Annotated in this window: 25 protein-coding genes; 5 read left to right on the top strand and 20 right to left on the bottom strand. The window is 67.8% G+C overall.

Translation table 11 applies throughout. The annotated features are described in order from the left end of the window. Positions 1 to 129: 129 nt before the first annotated feature. Entirely contained in the window at positions 130 to 510 is a 381-nt protein-coding gene (locus GQ57_RS02770; RefSeq protein ID WP_031397008.1) for a DUF805 domain-containing protein, read from the bottom strand. 375 nt (positions 511 to 885) lie between these two features. Between GQ57_RS02770 and GQ57_RS02775 the strand changes: the two genes are divergently transcribed. Next, on the top strand, positions 886 to 1,290 hold the full coding sequence (locus tag GQ57_RS02775; RefSeq protein ID WP_034197024.1) for a hypothetical protein: 405 nt from the start codon (positions 886 to 888) through the stop codon (positions 1,288 to 1,290). A gap of 342 nt (positions 1,291 to 1,632) precedes the next feature. On the opposite strand, the gene GQ57_RS02780 is transcribed toward GQ57_RS02775, so the two are convergent. The 15 genes from GQ57_RS02780 to flhD all read right to left on the bottom strand — a co-directional run bounded on the left by GQ57_RS02780 (position 1,633) and on the right by flhD (position 15,914). After that, complete coding sequence (locus GQ57_RS02780) at positions 1,633 to 2,868, bottom strand: DUF3443 family protein (protein WP_031397010.1); 1,236 nt, start codon at positions 2,866 to 2,868, stop codon at positions 1,633 to 1,635. 16 nt (positions 2,869 to 2,884) lie between these two features. Further along, positions 2,885 to 3,388, bottom strand: coding sequence for a DUF2844 domain-containing protein (locus GQ57_RS02785; protein ID WP_031397011.1), 504 nt, complete (start codon positions 3,386 to 3,388; stop codon positions 2,885 to 2,887). Positions 3,389 to 3,649: 261 nt separating this feature from the next. After that, a complete protein-coding gene (gene cheZ, locus GQ57_RS02790) occupies positions 3,650 to 4,381 on the bottom strand; it encodes a protein phosphatase CheZ (protein ID WP_031397012.1) in 732 nt (243 codons plus the stop codon). Between the two features lies 1 nt (position 4,382). After that, complete coding sequence (gene cheY / locus GQ57_RS02795) at positions 4,383 to 4,778, bottom strand: chemotaxis response regulator CheY (RefSeq protein WP_006485893.1); 396 nt, start codon at positions 4,776 to 4,778, stop codon at positions 4,383 to 4,385. 67 nt (positions 4,779 to 4,845) lie between these two features. Further along, a complete protein-coding gene (locus GQ57_RS02800) occupies positions 4,846 to 5,937 on the bottom strand; it encodes a protein-glutamate methylesterase/protein-glutamine glutaminase (RefSeq protein ID WP_031397013.1) in 1,092 nt (363 codons plus the stop codon). Further along, positions 5,934 to 6,659 carry a chemoreceptor glutamine deamidase CheD gene (gene cheD / locus GQ57_RS02805; protein WP_031397014.1) on the bottom strand — a complete coding sequence of 242 codons (726 nt, stop codon included), beginning with the start codon at positions 6,657 to 6,659 and terminating at the stop codon, positions 5,934 to 5,936. The genes GQ57_RS02800 and cheD overlap by 4 nt, the downstream gene beginning before the upstream one ends. After that, a complete protein-coding gene (locus tag GQ57_RS02810; RefSeq protein WP_031397015.1) occupies positions 6,656 to 7,639 on the bottom strand; it encodes a CheR family methyltransferase in 984 nt (327 codons plus the stop codon). Before GQ57_RS02810 ends, cheD begins: the two co-directional genes overlap by 4 nt. A gap of 3 nt (positions 7,640 to 7,642) precedes the next feature. Continuing rightward, positions 7,643 to 9,607 (bottom strand): methyl-accepting chemotaxis protein, encoded by a 1,965-nt coding sequence (locus tag GQ57_RS02815; RefSeq protein WP_031397016.1) that lies wholly within the window; start codon positions 9,605 to 9,607, stop codon positions 7,643 to 7,645. A 37-nt stretch (positions 9,608 to 9,644) separates the two neighbouring features. Further along, complete coding sequence (gene cheW / locus GQ57_RS02820) at positions 9,645 to 10,160, bottom strand: chemotaxis protein CheW (protein WP_031397017.1); 516 nt, start codon at positions 10,158 to 10,160, stop codon at positions 9,645 to 9,647. A gap of 51 nt (positions 10,161 to 10,211) precedes the next feature. After that, entirely contained in the window at positions 10,212 to 12,449 is a 2,238-nt protein-coding gene (cheA, locus tag GQ57_RS02825; protein ID WP_031397018.1) for a chemotaxis protein CheA, read from the bottom strand. Between the two features lie 33 nt (positions 12,450 to 12,482). Next, positions 12,483 to 12,860 carry a response regulator gene (locus GQ57_RS02830; RefSeq protein ID WP_031397019.1) on the bottom strand — a complete coding sequence of 126 codons (378 nt, stop codon included), beginning with the start codon at positions 12,858 to 12,860 and terminating at the stop codon, positions 12,483 to 12,485. 24 nt (positions 12,861 to 12,884) lie between these two features. Continuing rightward, positions 12,885 to 13,904 (bottom strand): flagellar motor protein MotB, encoded by a 1,020-nt coding sequence (motB, locus tag GQ57_RS02835; protein ID WP_034197025.1) that lies wholly within the window; start codon positions 13,902 to 13,904, stop codon positions 12,885 to 12,887. Positions 13,905 to 13,917: 13 nt separating this feature from the next. Next, positions 13,918 to 14,778, bottom strand: coding sequence for a flagellar motor stator protein MotA (motA, locus tag GQ57_RS02840; RefSeq protein ID WP_031397021.1), 861 nt, complete (start codon positions 14,776 to 14,778; stop codon positions 13,918 to 13,920). A gap of 169 nt (positions 14,779 to 14,947) precedes the next feature. Then, positions 14,948 to 15,502 carry a flagellar transcriptional regulator FlhC gene (gene flhC, locus GQ57_RS02845; protein ID WP_031397022.1) on the bottom strand — a complete coding sequence of 185 codons (555 nt, stop codon included), beginning with the start codon at positions 15,500 to 15,502 and terminating at the stop codon, positions 14,948 to 14,950. Positions 15,503 to 15,593: 91 nt separating this feature from the next. Continuing rightward, the gene (gene flhD, locus GQ57_RS02850) at positions 15,594 to 15,914 is read right to left on the bottom strand and encodes a flagellar transcriptional regulator FlhD (RefSeq protein WP_031397023.1); all 321 of its coding nucleotides are present in this window, start codon (positions 15,912 to 15,914) and stop codon (positions 15,594 to 15,596) included. A 665-nt stretch (positions 15,915 to 16,579) separates the two neighbouring features. On the opposite strand from flhD, the gene GQ57_RS02855 reads away from it, so the two are divergent. After that, entirely contained in the window at positions 16,580 to 17,644 is a 1,065-nt protein-coding gene (locus GQ57_RS02855) for a glycosyltransferase family 4 protein (protein ID WP_031397024.1), read from the top strand. Between the two features lie 105 nt (positions 17,645 to 17,749). Here GQ57_RS02855 and GQ57_RS02860 read toward each other — a convergent pair whose 3' ends face one another. Next, positions 17,750 to 18,046 carry an H-NS histone family protein gene (locus tag GQ57_RS02860; protein WP_031397025.1) on the bottom strand — a complete coding sequence of 99 codons (297 nt, stop codon included), beginning with the start codon at positions 18,044 to 18,046 and terminating at the stop codon, positions 17,750 to 17,752. A 299-nt stretch (positions 18,047 to 18,345) separates the two neighbouring features. Between GQ57_RS02860 and aqpZ the strand changes: the two genes are divergently transcribed. Then, positions 18,346 to 19,086, top strand: coding sequence for an aquaporin Z (gene aqpZ, locus GQ57_RS02865; RefSeq protein WP_031397026.1), 741 nt, complete (start codon positions 18,346 to 18,348; stop codon positions 19,084 to 19,086). 117 nt (positions 19,087 to 19,203) lie between these two features. On the opposite strand, the gene GQ57_RS02870 is transcribed toward aqpZ, so the two are convergent. Both GQ57_RS02870 and GQ57_RS02875 read right to left on the bottom strand, forming a co-directional pair. Further along, a complete protein-coding gene (locus GQ57_RS02870) occupies positions 19,204 to 20,028 on the bottom strand; it encodes a Cof-type HAD-IIB family hydrolase (RefSeq protein WP_031397027.1) in 825 nt (274 codons plus the stop codon). Positions 20,029 to 20,154: 126 nt separating this feature from the next. Next, positions 20,155 to 21,036, bottom strand: coding sequence for a BadF/BadG/BcrA/BcrD ATPase family protein (locus GQ57_RS02875; RefSeq protein WP_031397028.1), 882 nt, complete (start codon positions 21,034 to 21,036; stop codon positions 20,155 to 20,157). Between the two features lie 141 nt (positions 21,037 to 21,177). On the opposite strand from GQ57_RS02875, the gene GQ57_RS02880 reads away from it, so the two are divergent. Next, positions 21,178 to 21,780, top strand: coding sequence for a DNA-3-methyladenine glycosylase I (locus GQ57_RS02880; protein WP_031397029.1), 603 nt, complete (start codon positions 21,178 to 21,180; stop codon positions 21,778 to 21,780). Between the two features lie 92 nt (positions 21,781 to 21,872). Here GQ57_RS02880 and GQ57_RS02885 read toward each other — a convergent pair whose 3' ends face one another. Further along, the gene (locus GQ57_RS02885; RefSeq protein WP_031397030.1) at positions 21,873 to 23,108 is read right to left on the bottom strand and encodes a PepSY-associated TM helix domain-containing protein; all 1,236 of its coding nucleotides are present in this window, start codon (positions 23,106 to 23,108) and stop codon (positions 21,873 to 21,875) included. Positions 23,109 to 23,335: 227 nt separating this feature from the next. Here GQ57_RS02885 and GQ57_RS02890 point away from each other — a divergent pair, with 227 nt between their 5' ends. Further along, on the top strand, positions 23,336 to 25,459 hold the full coding sequence (locus GQ57_RS02890) for a TonB-dependent siderophore receptor (RefSeq protein WP_031397031.1): 2,124 nt from the start codon (positions 23,336 to 23,338) through the stop codon (positions 25,457 to 25,459). The last annotated feature ends 18 nt before the right edge of the window (positions 25,460 to 25,477 follow it).

A 25,477-nucleotide genomic window follows, 5' to 3' on the forward strand; every position in this document is an offset into this window, starting at 1 on the left:
GGATCGCGAAGCGTCGGTCCCGGGCGGGACGGCGACGGTGTCGGGCGGGGAAATGGTGCAACGCCGCGGCGCAAGCCGCGGGAAAATCGGGCCCCGGCGCGACGCGACGCGCGCCGGGGCAGGCGTCGGTCAGACCGCCGGGATCGGGTCCGCGCCGAAGCGGTTCGGGCCCTCGGTGCCGCGCGAGCACATCCACACGAGCAGCAGGATGCCGCCGATGATCGGAATGAGCCCGATCAGCAGGAACCAGCCCGAGCGGCCCGTATCGTGCAGGCGGCGCACGCTGACCGCGATGCCCGGAATGATCAGGGCCAGCGAAATCAGGAAAATCACGCCGAGCAGCAGCAGCGTGATCACGCCCGCGTCACGGCCCACCGCGCCGATGACCTGGCCGACGATCGACAGAATGCAGCTCAGCAGCGCGAAATACCAGTATTCGGCACGACGCGCCCGGCCTTCGAATGTCGCGTATTTATTAAGTACGGTACGAACGGCTTCAGAGAAATTCATCTTTATTACCCTCCTGTTATATATTGGCACCCCGGAAACAACGCCGGCATTATATGTTTGAATGTCGGCAAGCTCCATCTCTTTTCGCGTGCAGGCCGGCTTGCCCGCCTGTACTGGCCGTCCGCCGGCGCGACGCGGAAACGGCTGCAATAGCGCAACGCCGCGCCACGGGCTTGCGTGCCGCGTCATTTTCACAATCTCGAAAACCTGACAGAAACTGCAGCCCCCGATAATCCTGAATTTGATTACATGCGCATGAAACCGGGTTCGATCGATAATCGGCACGGGCATGCGGGATTCGATTAACCCGCCGGTATTACGCGAACGCGCGAATCGCGCTACCCTTCGCCATTTCCCGGCCGGCCGAACCGCATCATGCTCCGTCATCCGCTCGTCCCGTCGCTGTCGCTCGCCTGCGCGCTGGCCGCCGGCTGCGCGGGCACGCCGGCCCTGCCGCCCGGCGCGCAGGCGCCCGACGCACCGCACCCCGGCACGATCGCCCTGCACGATGCGTGGAACGGCTCGACGAGGACCTTGCGCGCGCAGGACTACTCCGAGAGCTTCACGTTCCGCTGCTTCGACACGCGCGGCGAGCCGACCGAACGGGCGCGCGCGGCATGGTGCGTGCCGGTCGTCGAGATCGAATCGGTGTCGGTCGACGCGGCCGGGCGTGCGGTCGCACCGGCCGACGCGGTGCGGATCGAAAGCACCGCCTACGGGCCCGGCCACCACTTCCTCGACCATACGCTCCTGATGCGCAACGGCCGGCCACCGGCCTAGCGCCGGTTCGCGCCGGGCGCGGGCCGGAGGCCGTTCCCGTGCATCGCGGCCCCGCGCCGCCGGCCGCGACCGGCCGGCGCCGCCTGCAGCGCGCCGGGATCGAGCGTCCGCATCGCCATCGCCTGCGCCATCGCGCGCCCGGCGCGCCGGTTCGCCCGCGATCCGTTCCGTTCATCCGCACGGACACGACTTGCGCCGGCACGCCGGAGCGGTCGCGCCTCCCGCCGCACTGCGCGCGCGTGCTGCGGCCGTCCGGTTCGCTCCGCCGTACGCGCGCGGCGCACGGATAAAAAAAGGGGGCGATTTCTCGCCCCCCTTGCTCCAGCGTACGGCCGCGCCGCGTCAGAACGCGACGAAAGGCGCCGGGCCGCCGCTCGCGGTCTTGTCCATCCCGATGTAGATCGTCCGGCCGTAGAAGTACGGCAGGCCGATGTCGAGCCACGCGGACGAACCGAACGGGCCCGCGATGTCGTTGAACGCAAACGTCGACGAGTTCGCGAACAGCGAATCCGCGTTCGCGACGGACATCGACACCGTCGCGGCCACGCCGTTCTGGCCGCTCAGCGTCGCGGAATAGCTGGCCGGCGACGACGTCGGGCAGTAGAACTGCGGGTTCTTCGAGCAGGCCGTCTGGGACGAATCGTTGAAGAAGTACGCGTTCGAGCCCGTATCGAAGAACGCGGTCACGTTGCGTCCGAGGAACGTCGCGTTGACATCGCCCGTCGTGGTCGAGGTCATCACGGTCTTCCCGGTCAGGTCGGGCAGGCCGAAGGTCAGCGTGCCGGTCGCGCTCGCCTGCCCGCTGCTCGAAATGCCCGGCATCGTCACGCTCAAGCCGCTGTTGTCGGCGAAATGCGGCACCGGGTTGGCCACCTGCTGCGACACCGGCACGAGCGCGACCGTGCAGTTCGCGTTGTTGCCGTTCGGGCACGCGTAGTAGTTGTTGTTGCTCGACGACGTCGACGTCGCACAGGTCGTGCCGCAGTCGACCGGCGCCGGCCCGATGCCGAGGATCCCGTTCGCGCCGAGTGCGCTCGCCGAGTTGGCCGACGCGCCGCCATTGGTGCACGAGCTCGGCACATTCGTCGTGCCGAGGTCGCCGATGATCTGCACGGGCAGCGAACTCGCCTGCTCGGAGCCGATCGACAGGTCGACCGTGCGCACCGATCCCCACGTGTAGCTCGACACGAACTTGCCGCACTCGGCGACCGGCGAGCCGCCGCTCGTCACCTGCGGCAGGCTGCCGAGCACGCCCGACACCGCGCTGCCGACGAGCCGCAGCCCGTAGGACGCGGTATCGACGAGCACGTTGTTGACCACCTGGCAGTTCGACGTGCCCGGCGCGCAGACCTTCAGGCTCACGGTCGGGATGTTGATCACGTTCGCGACGCCGGCGTTGACCGTGATGACGGCCGTGTTCCCGGAATTGCCGTCCGAGCCGGAACCGCTGTTGCCGTTGTTGCCGGTATTGCTGCTGCTGCCGCCGTCGCCGCCGCCGCAGGCCGTCACGAGCACGGCCGTCGCGGCCGCGAGGCCCAGCACGCCGAGCCAGCGCTTGAAGGTACGAGGAATTCTCAAGATCGCTCTCCCGCTGTCACTGGATATCGTTGCCGGTCAGACCGGCAGGCAACGCCGCCGGCAGCCACGCCTGGCCCGAGAAGGCGCCCATGTGGCCGCCCGTCCGGATCACGAGGCCGCTCGTCTCGACGGACACGGGCGCGCGCCAGCCGCGCGCCTGGTGCGCCGCCTGGACGCCGGCGGTGTACTGCGGGAAGTAGCTGCCGAGCAGCGACGCGAGATCCGGCATCGTCGGCCCTTGCCAGGCGAGGCCGAACACGCTGCCGGAGGCCGACGTGTATTCGTGGATGACGGTGCCCGACCCGAGCGTGATCTCGCGGACGGTATAGGTGGCCGTGCTGGCCTGCACGCCGTCCGCCGAACGCATCGCACGCTGCAACGCGCGCACGGAGGCGGCCTGATCGTCCGCGGGCGGCGACATCGGCGCGCCGCCCAGTTCCGCATGTGCGTGGACGGCCCACAACACACCCATTGCAGCCGTCGCGTGCGCGACGGCCCAGCCCAAGCGTTTCAGCTTCACGTTCCCCCCCAAAGGGACTGGCTTCGTTGCCAGCGGTGCGGCCGTCGGGCCCGCGCCGCCTGCCAACTTATGAATCGTACGAATGACGGACGCTACGTTGCTGCTAATGCGTAGTATGCCTGCTGCGTGTGTCGAAGTGTCAATTTGACGCAGGACCGCCCGGTGCGTCGGAAGCGGCAAGCGGGGAAACGGTAAGGGGATGGTGCGACGCATGCATCGGGCAGCGCCGCGACAACGCGGCGCGCAATGCATGCGGCAGGGTCAGAAGCCCAGGCTGGCGAGCAGGTCGTCGACCTGCCCCTGATCCTGGACCACGTCGGATTTGCCTTCCGGCGCGATCTGCGGGCCGTTCAGCAGCGACTCGGGGCTGCCGGTCGAGCTCATCTGCTCGGCCGCGAGCGCAGCCGCGGTGGCCGCGAACTGCTCGCGCCGCTCGGGCGCGATGTTCTCGACGAGCACGATGAGGAGCTGCTGTTCGATCAGGTAGACCATGTCCATGATCTTCTTGATCACCTGCCCGGTGAGGTCCTGGAAATCCTGCGCGAGCATGATCTCGAGCAGTTGCGCGCTGGTTGCCGAAGCCGACTCGGGCAGCGTGCGCAGGAACGCGCGCGTATCGTCCATCAGCTCGCGCACTTCCGCATGCTCGATCGGCGCCGCGTACCACTGTGCCCAGCGCGCGTCGAGCGCCTCGGCCTCGTTCTGGATGCGTTCCTGCATCGGCTTCGCGACTTCGATCGCATTCAGCACGCGCACGGCGGCCTGTTCGGTCATCGTCGCGACGTAGCGCAGCCGGTCGCGTGCATCGGGCACGGCTTCCGCCGCGCGCTCGACGTGCTTGTCGAGCCCCAGCTCGCGCATCGAATCGCGCAGCGTGCGCGTCACGTGGCCGATGCGCGCGAGGATGCGATCGCTCGCGTAATCGGCGCCTTCGGCCTGGCCGTCTGCGCTGAATCCGGCGCCGGTCAGCGCGGCATGGATCGGCTCGTTCACGTCAGCTCCCGGCCTTCGCCATCTTGTCGATGATCTTGTTCAGCTTCTCGTCGAGCGTCGCGGCCGTAAACGGTTTCACGACATAGCCGCTCGCGCCGGCCTGGGCGGCCGCGATGATGTTCTCCTTCTTCGACTCGGCCGTGACCATCAGCACCGGCAGGTGCGTGAGCGTCGCGTCCGCGCGGATTTCCTTCAGCATCGCAAGCCCGTCGAGGTTCGGCATGTTCCAGTCCGAGATCACGAAGTCGTAGCCGCCGCCGCGCAGCCGCGCGAGGCCGGCCAGGCCGTCCTCGGCCTCGTCGACGTTCGAATAACCCAGTTCCTTGAGCAGGTTGCGGACGATCCGGCGCATCGTCGGGAAATCGTCCACCACCAGGATTTTCATGCTCTTGTCCATCGTCGTTCCTTTCCAGATTCGTTTCCAGCGGGACGCGTATCGTGGCACGCGCCCCGTGACATTCCATTCAAACGCGCTGCACCCGGTCGCCCATGGTCGCCAGGCGGGCCATCACGCGGCGGCTCATGTCGGCGAGCGGCGCGATCTCGTCCGCGCCGCCGAGCGCGATCGCCTCGCGCGGCATCCCGAACACGATGCAGCTTGCTTCGTCCTGCGCGAACGTGTGAGCGCCCGCGCGTTTCATTTCCAGCAGGCCGGCCGCGCCGTCGCGGCCCATCCCGGTCAGGATCACCCCGATCGCGTTCTTGCCCGCGTGCGTCGCCGCCGAGCGGAACAGCACGTCGACCGACGGGCGGTGCCGGTTGACCGGCGGCTCGTCCGACAGTTGCGCAATATAGTTCGCTCCGCTTCTCGCAAGCAACAAGTGCGCGTGCCCCGGCGCAATATACGCGTGACCGGGCAATACGCGCTCGCCGTGCTCGGCTTCCTTCACCGCGATCCGGCACAGGCCGTTCAGCCGCTGCGCGAACGACTTCGTGAAGCCGGGCGGCATGTGCTGCGCGATCAGCACGGCCGGCGCATCCGGCGGCAACGGCGTCAGCACTTCGCGGATCGCCTCGGTGCCGCCCGTCGACGCGCCGATGATGATCAGCTTTTCGGTACTGACGAGCGGGTTGTTGATCATCGGCGCGACCGCGTGGCTTTCCGCCGCGCGCGCGACGGCCTGCGGCTGCGGCGCCTGGCGCACGCGCGCGCGCGACGCCGCGCGGATCTTGTCGGCAAGCTTTTCCGCGTAGTCGAGCATCCCGTCGCGGATCCCGACGCGCGGCTTCGTCACGAAGTCGACCGCACCGAGTTCGAGCGCGCGCAGCGTGATTTCCGACCCGCGCTCGGTCAGCGACGACACCATCACGACCGGCATCGGCCGCAGGCGCATCAGCTTCTCGAGGAAGTCGAGCCCGTCCATGCGCGGCATTTCGACGTCGAGCGTCAGCACGTCGGGATTATGCTGCTTGATGAGCTCGCGCGCGACAAGCGGATCGGGCGCGGTCGCGCACACCGTCATGTCGGGCTGGCTGTTGATGATCTCGGTCATCAGGCTGCGGATCAGCGCCGAATCGTCGACGCACAACACTTTGATCTTTTGCACTGCGGTCATGCCTCCTGCTTTCTTGATAGGTTCGCCGCCCACCCGCCGCCGGCCGGCGCCGCGCCGCGCGCACCGAACAGCTCGATGCGCGGTCGCGCCGGCTGCGGCGCGGGCGGACGCTTCGCCGCGAACAGCTCGACCTGCGGACGCGACCGGGCGGCGCGTGCGCGATCGGCCTCGCGTGCGAGCGCGGCTTCGCGTTCGGTCACGCCCGGCACCTGCAGCCGCAGCTTCTTCACCATCGCACGCCCCGTCGTCGCCATGAACGCGACCTTGCGCGGATGCACGCCCTGCAGGTCTTCCGCCGTGATGCGGATGCGTTCGAGCGCGAGGTAGCGGCGCACGAAATCCGCGTTGCGGTCGCCGATGTTGATCGTCGTCATCCCGGCCAGCACGGCCGCGCCGCCGAACACCTTCGCCTCGAAGCGTTCGCGGCGTCCGCCGGCCTTGATCATCTCGTTGATCAGCACTTCCATCGCGTACGCGCCGTAGCGCATCGATTCCGACGCGGCCGCGCCGGGATCGGCGCCGTCGTCCGGCAGCATGAAGTGGTTCATCCCGCCGATGCCCGCGTATGGATCGTGCAGGCACGCAGCCACGCACGAGCCGAGCACGGTCATCAGCACCATGTCCTCGGACGTCGTGTAGAACTCGTTCGGCAACAGCTTCACGCCGGGACGGCCGAAGTGGGTGTCGAAGTAGCGATTGGTCGCGATCGGCAGGGCACTCATCCGCGCTCTCCAAGAGCTGGCGCGGCGCCCGCGGCACGCGCACGCACGGGGGACGGCATCGCGGACGCCTGCGCGCCACGCGGCCGCGCGCTCTGCGCGGCATCGCGCGTCAGTTCGTACACCGTCTGCCCGCGCAGCCGGAACGCCTGCGTGACATAGGTGAAGTTTTCCGAATGGCCGGCGAACAGCAGCCCGCCCGGCTTCACGAGCGGATCGAAGCGCGACAGCACCTGCCCCTGCGTCGGCTTGTCGAAGTAGATCATCACGTTGCGGCAGAAGATCGCATCGAACGGCTTCTCGATCCGGTAATCGGCATCGGTCAGGTTCAGCTGCTCGAAGCGGATCATCGCGCGCAGCTCGGGCCGCACCTTCACGCGGCCGGACTGCGCGCCCGTGCCCTTCAGGAAGAAGCGCTTCAGCCGCTCCGGCGCCAGGTGCTTGACCTGGTCGTACGTGTAGATGCCGGCTTCCGCCTTCGCGAGCACCTGCGTGTCGAGATCGGTCGCGAGGATCGACGCGTTGCGCGCGGCCGATTCGCCGAGCGCCTCGATCAGCGTGATCGCGATCGAATAAGGCTCCTCGCCGGTCGACGCCGCCGAGCACCACACCGATACCGGCGCCGGCCGCCCCTTCACGAAATCCGCCAGGATCGGGAAATGGTGCGCCTCGCGAAAGAACGCGGTCAGGTTGGTCGTCAGCGCATTGGTGAAGGCTTCCCACTCGAGCGGATCGTCCTCCTGCTCGAGCAGGTCCAGATAGTCCCGGAAGGTGTCGAGGCCGCGAGCACGCAACCGCCGCGCAAGACGGCTGTACGCCATGTCGCGCTTGTGCTCGGACAGCGAGATTCCCGCGCGTTGATGAATCAGCGCGCGGATGCGTGCGAAATCCGCGCCCGTGAACGCGAAGTCGCGCCCCGGCTCGCCTGCGCGAGGCGAGGCATCCGGTGCATCGGGTCGAAACGGCGCGCGCGCGTGGGGCATGGTTTAGAAGGTCTCCCAGTCGTCGTCGGACGTGCCGGCCGTGGCCGGCGCCGGCTTCTCGCCGTTCAGCGCCGGGCGCACGAGCGCGGGCTTCGCGGCCGCCGGGGCGGCCGTTTTCGCGAGACGCGGCCCGTAGCCGCCGGCGGCGGTGCCGCGAGCGGCCGGCGCATCCTTCTGTACTGGCACGCCGGCATCGGCCGCGCGCTTCGGTTCATGGCCCGCGCCCGCGGCAGCCGACGCGGCGGCGCGCGGCGCCGATGCGGCGCGCCGCGCCGGTTGCGCGGCGGCCTGCGGGGCCGGCAGCGCGGCAGCCGGCGCCGCGTCGAAACGCGGCTCGGACGGCAGCGCCGGCACGGCTGCCGGCTCATGCGCGATCGGCCGCGCGACGGTGCGCGCCGGCGCGAACACGATGCCGCCCGCCACGCGCCAGCCCGACACGATCGCCTTCATCTGGCGCGTCTGCTCCTCGAGCGACGCGGCCGCGGCGGCCGCCTGCTCGACGAGCGCCGCGTTCTGCTGCGTGACCGAATCCATCTGGCCGACCGCGCGGTTGACCTGCTCGATGCCGGTCGACTGCTCGTCCGACGCCGCGCTGATCTCGCCCATGATGTCGGTCACGCGGCGCACGGCCTGCACGATCTCGTCCATCGTCGAGCCCGCGCGCGCGACGAGCGCCGACCCGCTTTCGACCTTGTCGGTCGAATCGCCGATCAGCTGCTTGATTTCCTTCGCGGCGCTCGCGCTGCGTTGCGCGAGCGAGCGCACCTCGCCCGCGACCACCGCGAAGCCGCGGCCCTGTTCGCCCGCGCGGGCCGCTTCGACGGCCGCGTTCAGCGCGAGGATGTTGGTCTGGAACGCGATGCCTTCGATCGTGCCGATGATGTCGACGACCTTGCCCGAGCTCACCGCGATGTCCTGCATCGTCGACACGACCTGGCCGACCACCTCGCCGCCCTGCGTCGCGATGTCCGACGCGTTCACCGCGAGCTGGCTCGCCTGCCGCGCATTCTCCGCGTTCTGCCGCACCGTGCCCGTCAGCTGCTCCATGCTCGACGCGGTTTCCTGCAGCGACGCGGCCTGCTCTTCGGTGCGCTGCGACAGGTCGATGTTGCCCGTCGCGATCTCGCGCGCGCCGACGTCGATCGACTCGGTGCCGCGATGCACGGCCTGCACCATCGTCGTGACGGCGTCCTGCATCCGCTTGATGCCGCCGAACAGGCGGCCGATCTCGTTCGTGCTGAATACGTTCACCGGCTGCGTGAGGTCGCCCCCGGAAATGCGCTCGAAGTGCACGATCGCGTCCTCGAGCGGCTGCACGATCAGCCCGCGCAGCGCGAAGCGGATCGCGATCACGACGACGAACGCGAGTCCGATGCCGGCCGCGATCAGCCCGATCATCAGCGAGATCTGCGACTGCGTCGCGTCCTGGCGATCTTCCGCGCGCTTCTGCAGCGACGCGATCACGGCCGCCGACGCGTCGCCGTACGCGACGAACATCGGGCTGATCTTGGTATCGGCGACCGCGTGGAACGCGGTCATGTCGCCCGCGCGCGCGGCCGCGAATTCGGGCTCGACGCCTTCCTTCACGATCGCCGTGTAGCGTGCGGTGAGCTCGTCGATCAGTGGCTGCTCGACGCCGAGCTTCGGCGTCGCCTGGAACGCCTGCCAGTTCTGGTTCGACTTCGCGTACAGCTCCTGCGCGCGGTCGAGCACCTTGGCGGCCTCGGCCGTATTGCCGGCTTCCGTCAGCGAGCGGAAGCGGTCGAGCGACACGCGCGCGCGCAGCAGGTATGCGGACGTGTCGTCGAGCGTATGGATCGCCGGCAGGTCGACATGCGCGATCTCGTCGAGCGAGCGGCTCGCTTGATTCAGCGCGTACAGGCCGAGCCCGCCGACGGCTGCGGCCAGCGCCACGAGGATGAGTCCGACCGCCGTGAGCGTCGTGCGGATCGACCAGTTTTGCAACATTGCAGATTCTCCCGAAATTCCTGCGCGCGCGGCGCGCTTACCCGCCGAGCGTCTCGATCAGCGCCATTTCACGGCTCGACATCAGCTTCTCGATATCCATCAGGATCAGCATCCGGCCGTCGACCGTGCCGAGGCCCGTCAGGTATTCGGTCGTCAGCGTCGCGCCGAATTCCGGCGCCGGCATGATCTGGTCCGTCTGCAGCGTCAGCACGTCCGACACGCCGTCCACCACCATCCCCACCACGCGGTTCGACACGTTCAGGATGATCACGACCGTCTGGTGGTCGTACTCGACGCGGCCGAGATGGAACTTGATCCGCATGTCGACGATCGGCACGATGATCCCGCGCAGGTTGATCACGCCCTTGATGAAATCCGGCGCGTTCGCGATGCGCGTGACGCTGTCGTAGCCGCGGATTTCCTGCACCTTCAGGATGTCGATCCCGTATTCCTCGTCGCCGAGGGTGAACACCAGGAATTCCTGGCCCGTCGCGTCGCCTTGTTCCGCGTCGCGGCGGCTCGTTGCCGCGTTCGCCGCGGCCGGATTGATCATTTGGACTTCAGCAGACACGTTTGCCCCCAATCGGTTGAATGGCGAGAGACATCAGAACATCGCGAGCTCGGCGCCGGCACGGGCGCCGTGCATCGCACGGGTTTCGCGGTTCAGCGCCGCGACGTCGACGATCAGCGCGACGCTGCCGTCGCCGAGGATGGTCGCTGCCGAGATGCCGTGCACCTTGCGATAGTTGGTTTCGAGGTTCTTCACGACCACCTGCTGCTGGCCGACCAGTTCGTCGATCAGCATCGCAAAGCGGCGCCCCTCGGTTTCCATGATCGTGACGATCCCCTGCGTCGGGTCGGTGCGGGCGTCGTCCACCGAGAACACCTCGTGCAGCGCGACCAGCGGCAGGTATTCGCCGCGCACGCGCACCACGCGCTCGCCGTTGCCGACCGTGTAGATGTCGTCCATCGACGGCTGCAGCGACTCCATCACGAAGTTCAGCGGCAGGATGAAGATCTCGCTGCCGACCTTGACCGACATCCCGTCGAGGATCGCGAGCGTCAGCGGCAGCACGATCCGCGTGGTCGTGCCCCGGCCGGCCAGCGACGTGATCTCCACGTGGCCGCCCATCGACTGGATGTTGCGCTTCACGACGTCCATCCCGACGCCGCGGCCCGACACGTCGGTCACCGTCTCGGCGGTCGAGAAGCCCGGCGCGAAGATCAGTTGCCAGACTTCGTCGTCGCTGATGTTGTCGGAAATCTGCATGCCCTGCTTCGCGGCCTTCGCGAGGATCCGCTCGCGGTTCAGGCCCGCGCCGTCGTCGCTCACCTCGATCACGATGTTGCCGCCGTGATGCGCGGCCGACAGCACGAGCTGGCCCACCGCGTCCTTGCCGGCGGCGACGCGCTTGTCGACGGTCTCGATCCCGTGGTCGAGGCTGTTGCGCACGAGGTGGGTGAGCGGGTCGATGATCCGTTCGATCAGGCTCTTGTCGAGCTCGGTCGCCTGGCCGAACGTGACCAGCTCGACCTGCTTGCCGAGCTTGCCGGCAAGGTCGCGCACGAGCCGCGGGAAGCGGCTGAACACGTAGTCCATCGGCATCATGCGGATCGACATCACCGCTTCCTGCAGGTCGCGCGCGTTGCGCTCGAGCTGCGCCATCCCGTTGAACAGGCGATCGTGCAGCGCCGGATCGAACGCGGTCGCGGTCTCCGCGAGCATCGCCTGCGTGATCACGAGTTCGCCGACGAGGTTGATCAGCTGGTCGACCTTCTCGACGCCGACCCGGATCGAGCTGCCTTCGGCGCCTGCCGCGGCCGCGGCGCCCGGGCGCCGCTTGTCGTCGTGATGCGCGGCCGGCGCGTGGTCGGCGTGCGGCGGCTGGGGCGACGGCGCTTGCTGCGGCTGCGCGGCGGCGGGCGCGACCGGCGCCGGAGCGGCCGGTTGCGGCGCGGCGGCCGGCTGGGCAAACACTTCGGCCCGTACCGGCTGCGCGGGAGCGGCCGGTGCGGCCGGTTCGGCCGCTGCTGCGGCGCCCGGCGCGTCGGCTGCCGCCGGCGCGGCCGGCGCCGTGCCGTGCGCGACACGGATCTGGCTTTCGTCGATCACGAAGCAGCACACGGCGACGATGTCGTCGGTCGGCACGTCCGACTCGACCCACAGCGTCAGGTCGGCACCGACTGCCTCGCGGCCGACGATCCGGCCGAGGTTGCCGAGTTCCTCGGTGAGCAGCGCCTGGTCCTTCGCGTCGACGCCCACGAGCGTGATCTTCAGGTGCGGGCCGCCTTCGCCCCCGTCGGCCGCCGGATGCGCGGCCGCGACGGCCTGCTCGATCACGTGATCGGGCACGCGATCGTCGCCGGCGACAGGCGCCGCGGCCGGTGCGGCGGCAGCAACCGGTGCAGCGACGCTCGCCGCGGGCGCGACGGCCGCCGGCGCGCCCGCGCCGCTCTCGGCCTTCAGCCGTTCGAGCTTCGCGCAGATCGCCGCGGCAGCCGCGGCATCGGGTTCGGCGCTCGCGCGGTAATCGACGAGCTGGTCGGACAACACGTCCTTGGTCTCGAGAAACGCGTCGACCATTTCCTTGGTCAGCGTCAGCTCATGGTTGCGCGCGCGGTCGAGCAGCGATTCGAGGATGTGCGTCGTATCGGTCAGCGCGGAGAAGCCGAACGTCGCCGCGCCGCCCTTGATCGAATGCGCGGCGCGGAAGATCGCGGCCAGATCCTCGGGATCGGGCGAGCCGACGTCGAGGTTCAGCAGCAATTGCTCCATCTGGGCGAGCAGCTCGTCCGCTTCGTCGAAAAATGTCTGGTAGAACTGAGTGATGTCGAGAGTCATGCCCGGTCCCGGGTTGAGTGCGTCGCGTGAATGTCAGGAGGCGGCCGGTTCGGACAGCGTCGCGACCAGGTCGACCAGCACGGCGGGGTCGATCGGCTTCTCGATCCAGCCGGTCGCGCCCGCGTCGCGCGCGGCGTCCTTGAACGCATCGCTGCCCTCGGTCGTCAGCACGAGGATCGGCGTTTCCGTGTAGGCGGTCAGCTTGCGCAGCGCGGCGATCACCTCGAGCCCGCTCTTGCGCGGCATGTTCTGGTCGGTCAGCACCAGGTCATAGGGAACGGTGGCCGCCAGCTCGAAGCCGGCCTCGCCGTCCGGCGCCACCGTCACGTCGTAGCCGGCCTGCGCAAGCGTCGCCTGCAGCAGCGCACGCATGGTCGCGGAGTCGTCGATGGCGAGAATGGTTCGGATCATGTCTGTCTCGGAATCTTGTCAACGTCAGGGTTTCGGCACGGCGACGGCGGACGCCCCGAGCGCCGGGCGCGCGGCCGGCGCCGGGCCGGCAAGCTGCTGCGCGAGCTGCTGCGAGCCGGCCGCATCGGCCGACAGCGTCGTGGTCGTCGCATCGTCGCGCATCAGCGCCTCTTCGGATTTGCGATTGAGCACGATGACGCTGATTCGGCGGTTTTCCGGATCGAGCGGATCGGCCTTGTTCAGGTTCTGCGTCGACGCGAGGCCGAGCACGCGCAGCACCTTCGCCTCGTCCATGCCGCCCGAGATCAGCTCGCGGCGCGACGCGTTCGCGCGGTCGGCCGACAGCTCCCAGTTGCTGTAGCCGCCCTCGCCGCCCGCGTACGGCACGGCGTCGGTATGGCCCTGGACGATGATCCGGTTCGGCACGTCGTTCAGCGTCTTGCCGATCTCGCGCAGGATGTCGCGCATGTACGGCTCGACGTTGTCGCTCGACATCGCGAACATCGGCCGTTTCTGGGTGTCGACGATCTCGATGCGCAGCCCCATCAGCGTGGAATCGATGCGGATCTGCTGCTTGAACTGGCGCAGCGTCGGGTTGGCCTCGATCGCGGCCATCAGCTTGATCTGCAGGTCGTGCAGGCGCGTCTGCTCGAGCCGGTCCTGGGCGCCCTGCGCCTGCGACCGGGAATTCTCGTCGCCCGCTTTCGCGAGGCGTTCGGCGAGCTGCGTCGTGCCGTCGGTGCGGCGCAGCGTGCCGGCGTCGACGCTCGACAGGTCGCGGCCGCCGCCGTTGATGATGCTGGAATCCTGCGAGCTGCGGTCGCCGCTGCCGAACAGCGCGGCCTTCAGCGGCGTGTTGAAGTATTCGGCGATCCCCTTCAGCTGCACCGGCGTGACCGAGCTCAGCAGCCACATCAGCAGGAAGAACGCCATCATCGCGGTCATGAAGTCCGCGTACGCGAGCTTCCATGCGCCGCCGTGGTGGCCCTTCTTCGCCGGGGCCACCCGCTTGACGACGATTGCGCGATCCTTGCTCTTGCTCATCGGGCGCTCCGCGTCACTTCGCCTTCACGCGGCGGACATGCTCTTCGAGCTCGGAAAACGACGGGCGCTCGGTCGAGAACAGCACCTTGCGGCCGAACTCGACCGCAATCGCCGGCGCATAGCCGTTCAGCGTCGCGAGGATCGTCACCTTGATGCACTGGAACATCTTGGTCGACTCGGCGACGCGCTGCTCCGCGAGGCTCGCGAGCGGCCCGATCAGCCCGTACGACAGCAGGATCCCGAGGAACGTGCCGACCAGCGCCTGCGCGATCATCGCGCCGAGCACCGCGGGCGGCTTGTCGGCGGAGGCCATCGTGTGCACGACGCCCATCACGGCCGCGACGATACCGAACGCCGGCATCGCGTCGCCGACGCGCATCAGCGCGTGCGCGGGGCCCTCGCCTTCCGCGTGGTGCGTCTCGATCTCCTCGTCCATCAGGCTCTCGATCTCGAACGCGTTCATGTTGCCGCCCACCATCAGGCGCAGGTAGTCGGTCAGGAACTCGACGATGTGCTTATCGGCGAGGATCTTCGGGTATTGGGTGAAGATGGGGCTCTTTTCCGGGTCGTCGATGTCGGCCTCGAGCGTCAGCGTGCCTTCCTTGCGTGCCTTCGCGAGCAGCACGTAAAGCAGCGCCATCAGCTCCATATAGACGTCTTTCGTGTATTTCGAGCCCTTGAACAGCGTCGGCAGCACGCGCAGCGTGGCCTTGATGGTCTTGCCGCCGTTGCCGAGAATGAACGCGCCGACGCCGGCGCCGACGATCATCAGGATCTCGACGGGCTGGATCAAAGCGCCCAGATGCCCGCCTGCCAGCGCATAACCGCCGAAGACGGACAACAGCGTCACGAGTGTTCCCACGATAATCAGCACTGCCTGTCCCTCACGAATGACCGGCGAAGAGACCGCCGTTAAGCAGGTTTACGGCAGTCGGCAGGAAAACTTTCGCGGTCGCCCGGTGGCGGCCCGACGGTGTTTACCAGCAATTCACCGGCGATTCGCGCCGTCCGGCGCGGCCCGCCCGAGCCCCGCCCGGCGGCGCTCAGGCCACGGCGGCGGCAATTTCGGCGCGCGCGGCGGCGGCCTTGCGGGTCTTGCCCGCACGCGACGGCGGCTGGCACAGGCCGCAGACGAAACCTTGATGCGGATCATGCGCATGCGCGACGAAGTGGCCGCCGCAGCGCGTGCACGGGGTCATCTGCAGCATCCCCGAATCGAAAAAGCGCACGAGCGTCCATGCGCGCGTGAGGCTCAGCGCGGCCTCGTCGCCGGACAGGTTCACATGCTCCAGATAGAGCCGGTACGCCTTCACGATCGACTGGATCGGCTCGCAGCGGCCATGGTCCTGCATGAACCGGTAGATGTTGTAGAACAGCGACGAGTGGATGTTCGGCTGCCACGTCATGAACCAGTCGGTCGAGAACGGCAGCATCCCCTTCGGCGGCGACACGCCCTTCAGTTCCTTGTACAGCTTGATCAGACGGTCCCGCGACAGGCTCGTCTCCGCTTCCAGCAACTGCAGCCGGGCGCCCAGTTCGATCAGTTCGATGGCGAGGGTGATTTCCTTCACCTCGATCACGACGCTTTTGCTTGCCATGGTGATAGCCGTCCGCTTGACGTTGTTCGGATGAGTAGCCAATACACTGCCGGCCGGCGCGGCACGCCGGGACATACGCAAGGCGGGTGGATCAGCGGACGCCTTCTACTTGCTGCCCGGCCATCAGGATGGCCGAGTGGGCGTGCGTGACGACGTCGCTGCGGCCTTTGTCGGCGAGCGACGACAGCAGCGCGTGATCATCGAAACGGAAGCGGCACAGCATCTGGTTCGACGCGGCGAGCTTCACGGTCTGTGCGAGCGTGAGGTTCCCGAGTACATCGGCCAGTTCCTGGGAAATTCCCATGCGGAACATGCCCATCGCCTTGTCTTCCCGCAGCAGGCGCTGCGCGAGGAGGAGGTACGACAGGTTGACCTCTTTGATCTCACTGAGCATTTCGCTTGTAGCGCTCATGATTCCCCCGTTAAAGAGCTTTGCTTTGGCCATTCATGTTATGAAAACGTTTGCTCGATCAGGGCGCTCTTGGCGCGCAGTCGACTCGTTTATAGTCTTACAGGGCGAATTTTGGCCAAACGGCATTTCTGCCGGTATCAGCGAAGTGGCGTATGCCTTGCAGGATTTATCTGTAAACCGTGTAGGAATTTTTCCGACAAGGCGAATTGAAAGGAACGGGCGGGAGAGCGGGTGGCGGCGCGAATTCGGCCTTGACGATACCGATGACCGCCACGCTGAGGCGAAAAACCATCGGCAGGGCTGCCGATATTCGGATCGGTAAAAATTATAGTGGTTTTTCACAATGGCGCAACAATAGTTATCGCCATCTCGAATAATGATTCCACGCAGTTTCTTCACGCCGCATGCGCGTATTTCATCGTGTAACAAGCTTTAAGTGTTTGAAAAAACACTCGAGCCGCCCGGGGCGATATCGATAATGAATACCGATGGGCGGCGGCGCGAGCCGTGCCGGCCCGCTCCGCAGCTTGCCGTCCGGCGCCCCGCGCACCCCGTTCGGGCCCGGCCACGACCCGCGCATCGCGTGCGTCGGCGAGTTCCGCCCCCTCGTACGCCATCCGCATCGGCGCCAGCGCGCCCACGCGGACCGACACAGGAGAACCTCCATGCGAATTGCCCAGATCGCGCCGCTTTACGAAGCCGTTCCGCCGAAGCTCTACGGCGGCACCGAGCGTGTCGTGTCCTACCTCACCGAAGCGCTCGTCGAACTCGGCCATGACGTCACGCTGTTCGCCAGCGGCGACTCCGTCACGTCGGCCCGTCTCGAGGCGGCCTGGCCGCGCGCGCTGCGGCTCGACCCGTCGATCCGCGATTCGGTCGCGCCCCACATGCAGCTCATCGAGCAGGTCGCCCGGGTCGCGGATCAGTTCGACGTACTGCACTTCCACCTCGACTACCTGCCGTTCCCGCTGATGTCGCGCCTCGACACGCCGTACGTGACGACGCTGCACGGCCGCCTCGACCTGCCGGAGCTGCAGCCGGTGTTCGACGCGTTTCCGGACGCGCCGGTCGTGTCGATCTCGAACAACCAGCGCAAGCCGCTGCCGCAGGCCGCGTGGGCCGGCACCGTGTATCACGGGCTGCCCGACACGCTGCTCGCGCCGCAGCCGGGCGTGAAGCCCGAGTACCTCGCGTTCCTCGGCCGGATCTGCCCGGAAAAACGCGTCGACACCGCGATCCGGATCGCCGCGCAAAGCGGGCTGCCGCTGAAGATCGCCGCGAAGGTCGACAAGGCCGACGCCGACTATTTCAAGGAAGCGATCGAGCCGCTGCTCGGCCAGGCGCACGTCGAATTCATCGGCGAGATCAACGAAGCGCAGAAGCCCGCGTTCCTGTCGGGCGCGAAGGCGCTGCTGTTCCCGATCGACTGGCCGGAGCCCTTCGGCCTCGTGATGATCGAGGCGATGGCCTGCGGCACGCCGGTCGTCGCGTTCAACCGCGGCTCGGTGCCGGAAGTGATCGAGGACGGCGTGACCGGCTTCATCGTCGAGGACGTGCAGGGCGCGGTCGGCGCGCTGCACCGGATCGACAGCCTGTCGCGCCCCGCGATTCGCCAGCGGTTCGACACGCGTTTCAGCGCGAAGGCAATGGCACGGCGTTATGTCGAAACGTACGAATCGCTTTGCACGGCGGCCAGACAACCGGCATTGCGCCGGGTCGCGGGCGCCTGACGCTGAAATCCATACAGAAATATTCAGTAATAAAATCCGCGCCGAAATCGGCATGCAATACAAAAGAGCCGCATCTCGATGCGGCTCTTTTGTTTGGGCTTTCGGTCATTCGATCGCGAACCGATCGCGGTTTTTCCCGACGATCCAATTCGGCGGCTTGCCGCGCCCGCTCCAGGTCGCACCCGACTTCGGGTCGCGGTATTTCGGCGGCAGCGGCGCCTTCTTCGGCGGGCGCCCGCGCTTCGCTCGCTCCGCGAAGCCCAGATCCTGGGCCGTCAGCCCGTATTCGGCAATCTTTTGCTGAACTTCGGCAATCACCGCCGCCACTTCCTGACGGCGCACGTCGTCCGCCTGAGCCTGCAGATCGGCGATCTGCGCCTTGAGTTTCGCGTATTGAGACATTCTTCGACTCCCCTTTTCGATGATGCGGCCCCGGCGAATCCGGCCGGAACACAAACACCTGTTACGCCATCCGTACTGCCACCCTGCCCTTCAAATTAATGCTGTCATCTTTAACCGATTCGACTATATCGAGAATGCGGACTTATTCTAATAAAAGGCATTCGTCAGCCATTCAAATTTAACAATCGTTGACCCTCCTCACCCCGATTCATTTCCTATAATCCAGACCAAATCCGGAAGATGGTTTAAATCCGTCGCGTCATCCGGCAGTCTTCAATCGACTTTAACGAGGTCCTTACATGAATCTTTCGCAGCGGCTCGCCGCAGAGGTATTCGGCACGTTTTGGCTGGTGCTCGGCGGGTGCGGAAGCGCCGTGCTGGCGGCCGCCTTTCCGGGCCTCGGCATCGGCTTTGTCGGTGTCGCACTTGCCTTTGGCCTGACCGTGCTGACGATGGCATTCGCAATCGGGCATATTTCGGGTTGCCACCTGAATCCCGCGGTGAGCGTCGGCCTGACGGTCGCCGGCCGCTTCCCCGCCCGCGATCTCGTGCCGTACATCGTCGCGCAGGTAGTCGGCGCGACCATCGGCGCATTCGTGCTGTACCTGATCGCCACCGGCAAGCCGGGCTTCGACGTGGTCGGCAGCGGCTTCGCGACGAACGGTTTCGGCGAGCGCTCGCCCGGCCACTACGCACTCGGCGCGGCGTTCATCTGTGAAGTGGTAATGACGGGCTTCTTCCTGTTCGTGATCCTGGGCGCCACCGACAAGCGCGCGCCGGCCGGCTTTGCGCCGATCGCGATCGGCCTGTGCCTGACGCTGATTCACCTGATCTCGATCCCGGTCACCAACACGTCGGTGAACCCGGCCCGCTCGACCGGCCCCGCGCTGTTCGTGGGCGGCGAGGCGATCGGCCAGCTCTGGCTGTTCTGGGTGGCGCCGATCATCGGCGCGGCACTCGCCGGGATCATTTACCCGCTGGTCGCGGGGCGTGACAACGCCGTCGACCTGCTGCCGGCATCCGCTCGCACAAGCGAATAAGTCACTACGGGGTCAAGCGAGCAGAGCAGCGAGCCTCACGCTGTCCAAGACAATCGAGGCAGGTAATTTCGACGGGCGCCACTGGCGCCCGTTTTTCATGCGCGCCGGGCAGGATGCTCAGGAAACGGCGGCGTTGTCCGCGAGCGAGAACAGCGTGCGCAGGTGACGGGCGACACCCGCGTCGAAATTGTTGCCGATACGGGGGATATGCGGCAGCCGCGCGACCAGGTCGGGGTTCGCGTTGTTCATCATGAACGCGTGGCCGGCGGTTTCGAGCAGGTCGATATCGTTCATGTTGTCGCCGAAGGCGATGCAGTGGCCGGTGTCGACACCGAGCCGGCCGAGCACCGAGCGCAGCGCGCGGCCCTTCGACACGTTCGCGGTCATCACCTCGAGGCAGTCGGGCAGCGAATACGTGACGTACAGCGCATCGCCGAAGCGCACGCGCATCCGCTCGGCGACGGCCGCCAGATCGGCCGGATCGCCGATATACAGCACCTTCGCGATGGCCGCGCCGTCGTGCGCCGCCATGTCGGTCACGTTGTAGCGGAAGCCCGAATCCTGGTGGAATTCGAGCAGGTGAGGCGCCTCGCGGTCGATCAGCCAGCCCTGGTCGGTGAAGAGGTTGACGATCACGCGGCCATGCGCGCCGACGACGTCCGGCTGCACGAGATCGCGGACGATCGCGGGATCGATGTCCTGCGCATGGATCGTCGTGTCGTCCGGCGCATGCACGCGCGCGCCGTTCGACGTGATCAGGTAGGGCCGGATGCCGAGCACGTCGCGAATGCCGGCGACGTCCGCGTAATGGCGCCCCGTGGCGATCACGAATTGCAGGCCGTCGCGGTCGAGCCGGCGGACGGTGTCGATCGTGTAAGGGTCGAGCTGGTGGTCGCTGTTCAGCAGGGTGCCGTCGAGATCGGTGGCGATGACTTTGTACATGGGACGGGAGAATGGCGCTCATGGCTCTGCGGAACGGCCATTCTAACGTCGCGGCCGGCTGCCCGCCGGACGGTTTGCGGTCGATCTCGGCCGCCTGCCCGGACTCGGCGCCGCCTCTTGCGGCCCTTAGCCGCCGTCCGCCGCCCGCAGCGCCTGCAACGCGAGCCGCAGCGCGCCATGCGCCGAATCGTCGAACGGCGCGCGCAGCCGGGCCGCGTGGCGCGCCGGCACGGCCGGAGCCAGCGCGTCCGCCAGCCCGCCGCACAGCGCGACCGGCAGCGCCCGCTGCGGATCGAGCGCGTCGATCATCTTCCCGATCTCGTCGCCCGCCTGCGCGATCAGCGCGCCCGCGACCGGGTGCGCACGGTGCGCGAACACGATCGGCGCAAGGCGCGCGTAGATCGTCTGGTTCGCGTCGCACGACCACTGGACGAGCGCGTCGCGATCCTGGGCGCCCGTTTCCGCGAGCAGTGCATCGGCGAACGCATCGCGCGGCACACGGCCGTCGAGCGCCTGCTGCGCGTACGCAAGCGCACGCACGCCGAGCCACGCGCCGCTCGCCTCGTCGCCGGACGGAAAGCCGAAGCCGCCCGCGATGCGGCAGGCGCCGGCCGCATCGAGCGACGCCGCGATACTGCCGGTGCCGAGCGCGACGATGAGCCCCGGCGCACCGCCATGAGCGCCGACGACGGTCGTATAGGCGTCGCTCTCGACCACGAGCGCGCCAAGCGGCGCCTGCGCGCGAAACGCGGCGAGCCATGCCGAATTGTTGACGCCCGCGAGCCCGCAGCCGAGCGCGCACTGCGACCAGTCGAACCCGAAGCCCGCCTGCGTGAACGCGTCCGCGCAGGCCGCGCCGATCGACGCCCACGCGCGCTCGATGCCGAGCCCGAGCCCCGACGGGCCGCCGCGCCCCTGCGCGAGCTCGCGCCCGTGCCGGTCTGCCAGCACCGCGCGCGTGCCGGTGCCGCCGCCGTCGATGCCGATCGCAAAAAGTAATGCCGCCATGCCTTCATCCTGCTGGTTCGAACAGGCGCCAAGCTTACCCGCATCGGCGCCGCGCGCGCATCTGCCGTTCGGCCGGCTGTTCCGCGAAAAGGGCTTCCGCTATGCTGGTGCGATCGAATCGATACGAATACGAGGCAGACGATGTCGCAGCGGTGCAACTGGGTGAAGACTGAAGCGGACGCTCACTATCACGATACCGAATGGGGCGTCCCGTCGCACGACGATCGCCACCTGTTCGAAATGCTGATCCTGGAAGGGGCGCAGGCCGGACTGTCGTGGTCGACGATCCTGAACAAGCGCGCGGGCTACCGCGAAGCATTCGCCGATTTCGATGTCGATGCCGTTGCACGCTTCACGCCGAAGCGCATCGAGAAGCTGCTGGAAAACCCCGGCATCGTGCGCAACCGCGCGAAGGTCGAATCGGCGGTCACCAACGCGCGCGCCGTGCAGCGCATCCGCGAGGAACACGGGTCGCTCGCCGCGTTCCTGTGGTCGTTCGTCGGCGATACGCCGATCCAGAATGCGTGGCAGTCATACCGCGACGCGCCCGCGTCGACCGAGCAGTCAGACGCGCTCAGCAAGGCGCTGAAGGCGTACGGCTGCAAGTTCGTGGGTTCGACGATCTGCTATGCGCTGATGCAGGCGACGGGAATGGTCAACGATCACGAGGTCGGTTGCCCGTGCCACGCGCAATGCGCGGCGCTTGGCGGCAAGCAGCCGGCGCGCCGGCGCAAGGCGGGCTGACGGCGCAGGTAGGCGCCGCCCGCCGGCCGTTCACTGGCCGCTCACCGGCCATTTGCAGCGGCCCCGCAACGGCCGTACCGCCGGCCCGCCGCTCACCGTGCGGCGCGCGACGCCGCCGGCGCGACCGTCCGTGCGCTGCGCGCGGCCCGCCCGCGCGCACTGCGCTTCTTCACCCAGATGCAGATGCCGGTCACGCTCAGCATTGCGATGACGACACCAAGCGCGCTCACCGCGGCGCGGCCCGCCACGCCGGCGATCCGCCCCGAGTGCAGCGGAAACTGCGCCTGCATGAACAGGTCGCCGACCGAGCCGCGGCCCGGCACCTGGGAGGCGACGGGCTTGCCGGTCACGGCGTCCCAGTAAAGCCACGCATTGCCGAGCCCGACGTCGCCGTGATCGTTGCCGGGCGTGAAGAATCCGACCGCATAGGCATTCATCGCCGGCGCGAACAGCAGCGCGCCGGGCGGTGCGGCGATCCCCGCGTCGCGGCCGGCCGCGCGCGCGATCTCGACGATCCGCTCGCGCGACAGCACCTTGCTGCCGGGCCCCGCGGGCGGAAAGTGTTCGGGATTCGTGTAGGGCGTTTCGGCAAGCGGCGACACCAGCGACACCAGCGGCCGCACGACGGGAACGGCGAGATTCATCGAGATCGACGTGACCGCAACGACCAGCAGCAGCCCCCACACCCACACGCCGCCCGAGCGGTGCAGGTCGAATACGAGCGGATAGCCGCCGCGCCGCACGCGGAACGCGAACGACTTGCGCCAGCTTTTCAGGTTCGGAAACGCGAGCACGAGCGCGATCAGGCTGTCGATCGCCCACACGATGCCGACCACGCCCATCACCCAGAACCCGAAGTTGATCCCCGCGTACTCGGGCAGGAACAGCGAGTAGTGCAGCCGGTAAATGAACGGCATCAGGTCGAGCCGCGCGAGCGACAGCGCGCCCCATTCGCGGCGCCCCTGCACCGCGCCGTTCGCGGGATCGACGGCGATCTGGCTGAAGTCGAGCGCGTACGGCTGGCCGGTCGCCGGATCGGTGCGCGGGATCACGCCGGCCTGCAGCGTATGCCCCGGCTCGACCGCGAGCGGCAGATAGGTCACCTGCACGCGCGGGTCGGCAGCCTCGATGCGCGTCGCCAGCGCGAGCGGATCGAGCGGCGCCGCGTCGCTGCGCGCCGTGTAGAAGCCCGGGTTCAGCGCCGCGTCGAGCTCGTGGTCCCACGCGATCAGCGCGCCGGTCAGCCCCGCGAGGAACAGGAACAGCGCGATGGCAAGGCCGAACCAGCGATGCAGGCGGACAAGAAACGGTCGCAGGAGCGCATTCATCGCGCGCACCGCGAAGGACAAGCGGGCCGGCAGGCGCGGCCCCGATTCGACGGGATGCAGGTCATTTGAGGTCAGGCGCCGCGCACGAGCCGGCCGGCCGCCGCGAACGGGGGCCGGATGCCCTTGCGCGCCGCAAGGAATTGTTGCGCGCTCGGCGGGTTTTGATAGGATGCGCGACATTTTACAACAATGCGAATGATTCCTACTCGCATTTTTAATCCAGCATCATGACCGTCCGCCTCGCTCGCCCGCCCTTCCGCCCATGTCATGTGGCCGCCGCCCTTGCCTGCTTCGCCGCTTCGCTCGCCCACGCGGACGATACGCCCGGCGGCGACGCCGTCCTGCCGGCGCTCAACATCACGGCCACGCACGATTCGCCGCAGCACCTGACCGAGACGCTTTCCGCCGGCGCGCTCGGCACGCGCCGCCAGCTCGACACGCCGTTCTCGACGACGATCGTCACGTCCGAGGAACTGGAGGCGCGCCAGCCGTACAAGCTCGGCGACGTGTTCGCGAACGACGCGTCGGTGTCCGACAACAGCGGCGCGTACAGCGCGTGGGCCAGCTACATGACCGTGCGCGGCATGCAGCTCGACTGGCAGAACGGCTACAAGATCGACGGGCTGCCGTTCGTCACGTACGGGATCACGATGCCGTACGAGCAGCTCGATCGCGTCGAGCTGCTGAAGGGGCTCGGCGGCTTCCTCTACGGCTTCGTGACGCCCGGCGGCGTCGTCAACTACGTGACGAAGCAACCGGGGGCCGAGCCGGTGCGCAGCGTCGACGTCGGCTACCGGAGCACCGGCGTGTGGACCGAGCACGCCGATCTCGGCCAGCGGTTCGGGCCGGACGGCATGTTCGGCGCGCGGCTGAACGCGACGCACGAGGAAGGCAAGACGTACAACGACGGCAATATCCGCCGCGACAGCGTATCGCTCGCGCTGCAGGCGAACCTGACGCGCGACCTGTCGGTGACGTTCGGCGCGCTGTACCAGGAGCGCCGCACGACGGGCCAGACGCCGTCGATCTTCACCGGCAGCTATCCGGGCGGCGCGCTGCCGGCGACGATCAGCGGCGGCACGACCAATCTGGGCGGCAAGGACCAGTACCTCAACACGAACCTGCAGCTCTATACGGCCGGGTTGCAATACCAGCTCGCGCCCGACTGGCAGCTCGACGTCGCATACAGCTACAGCAAGGCGACGCGCCGCCGCAACGAAAGCACGCTGTACCTGCAGGACGCGGCCGGCGACTACACCGACAGCCGCTACGTCGGGATGGAGGATCACCGCTTCAGCCAGTGGCGTGCGATGGTCGAGGGCAAGGTGCGCACCGGCCCGTTCAGCCACCAGATCGTGCTCGGCGCGTCGTGGCAGAAGCAGGCGAACGACTACTCGGCGAACAGCGTGTTCGTGCCGCTCGGCGCCGGCAACCTCTACGCGCCGAATCCGTACCGCTACGACAGCCCGCACGGCTTCATCCAGTACCGCACGAGCGAGATCGTGCAGAAGGCGCTGTTCGCGAGCGACACCGTACAGCTCACCGAACGCTGGTCGGTGCTCGCCGGCGTGCGCTACATGAACTACGAACAGCGCTCGTTCGAGCCGAGCGGCGTGGAGGATCCCGGCTACAGCCAGAATGGCGTGACGACGCCGACCTTCGCGGTGATGGTCAAGCTCGCGCCGACGACCACCGCGTACGCAAGCTACGCCGAATCGCTGGAGCCGGGCAGCCGCGTGAACGACGTGTACGCGAACGCCGGCCAGGTGCTCAAGCCGCTGCGCAGCAAGCAGTACGAGCTCGGCATCAAGAGCGAGCACGCGCGCTGGAGCGCGACGGCCGCGCTGTTCCGCATCGAGCGCAGCGCGGAATATGCGAACGCCTCGAACGTCTACGTGCAGGACGGCGAATCGATCATCCAGGGGCTCGAGTTCGGCGCACGCGCGAAATTCGGCGCGCGCTGGAACGCGGGCGTCGACGCGATGCTGCTCGACGCGTGGTACTCGAAGGGCGCGAGCAACAACGGCAACCGTGTCGCGGGCGCGCCGCGCTTCGTGTTCGCCGGCGACGTCGGCTATGCGGTGCCGGGCGTACCGGGGCTGACGCTCGGCGTCGATGCGAAATTCACCGGGGCGACGCCGCTGCGCGCGGCAGGCGGCCTCGACGCGCCGGGCTTTCTCGTCGTCAACGCGGGCGCACGCTACCTGACGCGGGTCGGCGGCCACGACGTGACGCTGCGCGCATCGCTCGACAACGTGCTGAACCGTCGTTACTGGGAATACCAGTACGCGGACTACGTGAAGCCGGGCGACCCCCGCACGGTGAGCCTGAACGCGAAGATCGACTTCTGAGCCCGGCGCGGCGGCGGG

This window comes from Burkholderia sp. MSh2 (assembly GCF_000731655.1).
In the GTDB taxonomy this organism is placed as follows: Bacteria; Pseudomonadota; Gammaproteobacteria; order Burkholderiales; family Burkholderiaceae; genus Burkholderia; species Burkholderia paludis.